Source organism: Shewanella sp. A22, assembly GCF_053850585.1.
On sequence record NZ_JBSQBN010000004.1, the window covers coordinates 78,333 to 84,356 of the forward strand.

Annotated in this window: 4 protein-coding genes; all 4 read left to right on the forward strand. The window is 40.1% G+C overall.

Annotated elements, in window-relative coordinates:
- Positions 1 to 4: 4 nt before the first annotated feature.
- Positions 5 to 1,105 carry a DNA polymerase III subunit beta gene (dnaN, locus tag ACWXWT_RS01830; protein WP_456039916.1) on the forward strand — a complete coding sequence of 367 codons (1,101 nt, stop codon included), beginning with the start codon at positions 5 to 7 and terminating at the stop codon, positions 1,103 to 1,105.
- A gap of 86 nt (positions 1,106 to 1,191) precedes the next feature.
- On the forward strand, positions 1,192 to 2,274 hold the full coding sequence (gene recF, locus ACWXWT_RS01835; protein WP_456039917.1) for a DNA replication/repair protein RecF: 1,083 nt from the start codon (positions 1,192 to 1,194) through the stop codon (positions 2,272 to 2,274).
- 15 nt (positions 2,275 to 2,289) lie between these two features.
- Positions 2,290 to 4,707 (forward strand): DNA topoisomerase (ATP-hydrolyzing) subunit B, encoded by a 2,418-nt coding sequence (gene gyrB, locus ACWXWT_RS01840; protein WP_456039918.1) that lies wholly within the window; start codon positions 2,290 to 2,292, stop codon positions 4,705 to 4,707.
- A gap of 92 nt (positions 4,708 to 4,799) precedes the next feature.
- Positions 4,800 to 5,855 carry an HDOD domain-containing protein gene (locus ACWXWT_RS01845; protein WP_456039919.1) on the forward strand — a complete coding sequence of 352 codons (1,056 nt, stop codon included), beginning with the start codon at positions 4,800 to 4,802 and terminating at the stop codon, positions 5,853 to 5,855.
- The last annotated feature ends 169 nt before the right edge of the window (positions 5,856 to 6,024 follow it).

A 6,024-nucleotide genomic window follows, 5' to 3' on the forward strand; every position in this document is an offset into this window, starting at 1 on the left:
TACGATGAAATTTTCAATTGATAGGGATGCCCTATTAAAGCCGTTGCAGCTAGTGTGCGGCGCGGTAGAACGCAGACACAATTTACCAATTTTAGCCAACTTATTAGTTGAGGTTAGTGAAGACTCACTTAAGCTAACCGGTACCGATTTAGAGGTTGAATTGGTGGGTCAAGCTGCCATTCATGGTGATATTAGTATTGGCCGTACTACCGTGCCAGCTAAGAAATTACTCGACATCGTTAAGTCATTGCCTGAACAAAGCGCATTAAAAGTTGAGCAACAAGATAACAAGTGGCTATTGCGTTCTGGACGCAGCCGTTTTTCATTGGCAACATTACCCGCCGAAGATTACCCTAACGTTGAAGCATTCCAAGCGGATATTGAATTTAGCTTAAAACAAGGTGTGTTGAAATCGATTATTGATTCAACTCAGTTTTCAATGGCTAACCAAGATGTACGCTATTACCTCAATGGTTTGTTGTTTGAAACAGAAGGTAATGTATTGCGTGCCATTGCCACAGACGGACATCGCTTAGCATTAAGCCATCGTATGGTTGAAGTGTCATTACCTGAAAAACAAGTGATCGTGCCGCGTAAAGGTGTGGTTGAAATGGCACGCTTGCTCGACAGTGACGACCAGGACATTACTATTGCCATTGGTGATAATGCTATTAGAGCGATTACCCGTTCTGCAGTATTTACCAGTAAGCTTGTAGATGGCCGTTTCCCTGATTACCGCCGCGTGCTACCTAAAGGTGGTAATAAAGTGGTTATTGCCAGTCGTAACCAGTTAAAACAGGCATTAACTCGGGCTTCTATTCTCTCTAATGAAAAATTCCGCGGTGTACGTATTCAACTTGAACCCGGTTTATTAAAAATAACTGCGAATAATCCAGAGCAAGAAGAAGCTGAAGAAATTATTGATGTTGATTATGACTCCGACAATTTAGAAATTGGTTTTAACGTGAGTTATTTACTCGATGTGTTAAATAATTTAGCCAGTGATGAAGTGCGTATCACCTTAATTGATGGCAATTCTAGTGCTTTGATTGAGAATCACAAAGAAGAAGATTCAATGTATGTAGTGATGCCAATGCGTCTCTAAGGCATATTGGTTATTCAAGCTAATAAGGTGCTGCAAAGCACCTTATTTGTCTCTATTGCTTTATTAGGTTCGTACAACAGGTGTTCATGAGTTTATCGCGTATTACTATAGGTTCATTTCGTAATATCAATTCAGCATCGCTTACAGCAAGCGAAGGTTTAAATTTGATTTATGGCCAAAATGGTAGCGGTAAAACCAGTATTCTTGAAGCTATATACTTTTTGGGTATGGGGCGTTCGTTTCGCAGTCATTTGTCTCAACGAGTGATCAATACAAATGATGATAAACTAACCTTATTTGCACACTTAATTGATGTAGAACGAGACTGTAAAATTGGCTTGCGTCGCCATCGAAGCGGTGAAATAGAAGTTAAAATTGATGGCGAGAAAGTGAAACGTTTATCAACCTTAGCTGAAACATTACCTATTCAAGTTATTACTCCAGAAAGTTTTTCTTTATTGTTTGAAGGACCCAAGGCCCGTCGTCAATTTATCGATTGGGGTGCATTTCATTCTGACCCACATTTTTATCAAGCTTGGGTGAATGTTAGAAAGGTATTAAAGCAGCGTAATCAGTTGCTTAGAAATCAATCTTCCTATAATCAAATACGGTTTTGGGATAAGGAGTTGGTGCGGTATGCTGAACAAGTTACTGAGATACGAAATCAATATGTAGACTCGTTAAATGTGCTACTTAAGGGTATAATCGAGGTGTTTTTACCTCAGATTGATATTAAGGTTTCTTTTACTCGAGGATGGGACAGCAAAACGGATTTTTCCCTATTACTTGAAAACCAATATTCAAGAGATTTAGCCGCTGGCAATACGGGCAGCGGCCCCCATAAAGCAGATTTGCGTTTGCGTGTGGGAACTTTACCAGCGCAGGATGCGTTGTCCCGTGGACAATTAAAATTATTAGTCTGTGCACTGCGTATTGCACAGGGAAAGTTGCTCAAACAACAGCTAGATAAAAACAGTATTTATCTGGTCGACGATTTACCGTCGGAGTTGGATGCACAGCATAGGCAGCTATTGTTACAGCAGTTAACCGATACCGGTGCGCAAATTTTTGTGACCGCGATTGACCCGCTAGCAATAGTCGATTCGTTATCTAGCCCTCCTAACAGGATGTTTCATGTGGAGCACGGGCAAATAACGGTTATTGAATAACAACGAGAGATAAATATGTCAGAGAATAGTTACGATTCTTCGAGTATCAAGGTATTAAAAGGCCTTGATGCAGTCCGTAAGAGACCTGGTATGTACATTGGTGATACTGATGATGGCACTGGTCTTCATCACATGGTATTCGAAGTGGTCGATAACTCTATCGATGAAGCTTTAGCCGGCCATTGTAGTGATATCACCATTACCATTCATTCAGATGGTTCAGTCTCAGTAAAAGACGATGGTCGTGGTATTCCTGTTTCAATCCATGAGGAAGAAGGGGTTTCTGCTGCTGAAGTTATTATGACTGTGCTTCATGCTGGTGGTAAGTTTGATGATAACTCTTACAAGGTCTCTGGTGGCCTTCACGGTGTGGGTGTATCGGTCGTTAATGCATTATCGCAGAAACTACAATTAACCATCCGTCGAGCTGGTAAGGTTTATGAGCAGTTTTATACTCATGGCGTACCTGATGCGCCTATAAAAGAAATTGGTGATGCGGTTAAAACGGGTACTGAACTTCGTTTTTGGCCTAGTAGTGAGACATTTACTGATGTTGAATTTCATTTTGAAATTTTGGCCAAACGAGTCCGTGAACTATCATTCTTGAATTCAGGTGTGGGCATTCGTTTAGTTGATGAGCGTGACAGTAAAGATGAGTTCTTTAAGTATGAAGGTGGTATTAGTGCCTTTGTTGATTACTTAAATCGTAATAAAACACCTATCAATAAAGATGTATTCCATTTTACTCAAGAACGCGAAGACGGTATTACTGTTGAAGTCGCTATGCAGTGGAATGACGGTTACCAAGAAAGTATTTTTTGTTTTACCAACAACATTCCACAGCGCGATGGCGGTACACATTTAGCGGGTTTCCGTGGTGCATTAACTCGTAATCTGAATAATTATATGGAACGAGAAGGTTTTAACAAAAAAGGTAAAACCAATGCTACTGGTGATGATGCTCGTGAAGGCTTAACAGCTGTTATTTCTGTAAAAGTACCAGATCCTAAATTTAGCTCGCAAACAAAAGATAAGCTTGTGTCGAGTGAAGTGAAAAGTGCAGTTGAACAAACAATGGGTGAACAGTTAAATGATTACCTATTAGAAAACCCTGCAGATGCTAAATTAATTGTTGGCAAAATCGTTGATGCTGCACGTGCTCGTGAAGCAGCTCGTAAAGCCCGTGAAATGACTCGTCGTAAAGGTGCATTAGATTTAGGTGGTTTGCCTGGTAAACTAGCCGATTGCCAAGAGAAAGATCCTGGTCTTTCTGAAATATACATAGTGGAAGGGGACTCTGCTGGCGGATCTGCCAAGCAGGGGCGTAATCGCAAAAACCAGGCTATTTTGCCGCTTAAAGGTAAAATTTTAAACGTTGAGAAAGCGCGTTTCGACAAGATGCTATCTTCTCAGGAAGTGGCGACGCTTATTACTGCACTTGGTTGTGGTATTGGCCGTGATGAATATGATCCAGATAAGACTCGTTATCACAACATCATTATCATGACCGATGCTGACGTCGACGGCTCACACATTCGTACCCTGTTGCTGACCTTCTTTTTCCGCCAAATGCCAGAACTAATCCAGCGTGGCTATATTTATATTGCTCAACCACCTCTTTTTAAAGTAAAAAAAGGTAAGCAAGAGCAGTATTTAAAAGATGAGCCAGCATTAACCGAATACTTAACGACTCAAGCCCTTGATGGCACCAATATTTACCCGAGCAAAGGTGCTCTTGGTATGTCTGGTGCGCCATTAGAAGCCTTAGTTGCTCAATATCGAGAAGTGGAACGCATTATTTCACGTTTAGAAAAACGTTTTCCTGCTAACCTGCTTGATCGTATGTTATATCATCCAGCTGTTACAGCTGACATGTTGAGTGATGAAGCGCAAATGATGGCGTGGTGTAATCGCTTTATTGCCGATTTAGTTGAGCGTGAAAGTAGCGGCATTATCTTTACTGCTGATGTTATGCTTGATCCTGAACGTAAAGTTTATACACCAAGTGTGACCATTCGTAAGCATGGTATCGATACAAGTTACTTATTTGGTTATGACTTCTTTACCTCTACAGATTACCAGCGCATAGCTAAGTTAGGTGCAGCATTAGACGGTATGATTGAAGAAGGTGGTTATGTACAACGTGGTGAGCGTGTTAAAGAAGTTGAAAGCTTCTTAGAAGCATTAGATTGGACCATTACCGAAGCGAAACGTGGTTTGTATATTCAACGTTATAAAGGGTTAGGTGAAATGAACCCTGAGCAATTGTGGGAAACAACAATGGATCCGGAATCTCGTCGTATGTTGCGTGTTACCATCGAAGATGCCGTTGCTGCTGATCAACTGTTTACATGTTTGATGGGCGACCAAGTTGAGCCTCGTCGTGAGTTTATTGAAACAAACGCACTAAATGTTGCAAACTTAGACGTATAACACTATTTTTGTGTGTAAATGGGTGCCTTAATGGCGCCCATTTTTGTATTTATTGCTATGGTTATATTATTCATTTTATAAGGCTTAAAATTGTGGTTACTCATTTTTTTAAAAAACTGTTTAATATTCGTGATCGTAATGAACAAGTCAAATTTACTGGCATAACCACAGTAGAGAAACGTCAACAAGCCAAACAACAAGCTCAAGCCGCTGCTCCTGTTGTTGAAATTACCCCAAAACAAGCCACTGAATCACAACTAGATTTAAGTGCTTTATTTTATAGCCTGTTATTTGCTAATCAAAATACCACCATGGGTATTGCTAATAACCTTGAACGTAGCGTAATGCATAATATTGAACTGGCATTGAGTTCGCCAGAATCTATAGCGGAAAATGTTTTAAAATTACCTAGCAAAATATTAGAGTTAGATAAAAAACTTGCGGATGATGGTATTGAAACCCAAGAGCTAATAAAGCTAATTGAACAAGACCCTTTATTATGTGTTGAAGTGCTCAAATTATGTAATTCTCCTGCGTTCAAGCGTGCTGATTCAGACGTAAACAGTCTTCAGCAAGCGTTAGTTCAAGTAGGTCGGCAGCAGTTGAGGCAGTTTATTACCGCGTGTTTAGCCCGTGAATTAATCGATATAAAGCCGATTTATTTTAGACGATTTGGTGCTGAAATTTGGCGGCATTCTATGCAAGTAGCCTTTTTAGCCAGTGAGTTAGCAAGTACTGAACAGCGTGATAGTGTTTTTTTGCTTGGTCTATTGCATGATGTGGGTAAAATTGCGATTTTTAAAATGTTGGTGGATGCTTTTTATCAAGCTGAACCTAGTGAACAACCCAGTTCAATGTTATTTAAGCAGGTGATGACCACAAAATCTTTAACATTAAGTGCGCTTCTAGCTCGGCATTGGCAATTACCACAGCATTTTGAAACACCATTAACATTGCTTGCTAACACCCATGTTAAACCCGATGATGCTATGACATTGCTTATTTGGAAAGCCAATATTATTAGTGAGTGTTCGATGTTGCTGCAAGCCGATAAATTACCTAAACCCGTATTGGCGGTATTGCTAGCTCAAGTAGAATTGAGTGAACAAGAGTTTGCTGAATTACATGAGAAACTCATAACGTTTTAAATATATATTCTCAATATAATTCCGTACAATAAAAAAGCGCCTAAGGGTAATGCCGTTCACTTAAGGTGAGCGGCACTTTTTCTTTTTGCTACCGGATACTTGTTTTTACTGACTTTTAAGCAGCGTGGATAACTCCTCTCTCGCTTGCCTTCTAACTTAAATTGTTTGG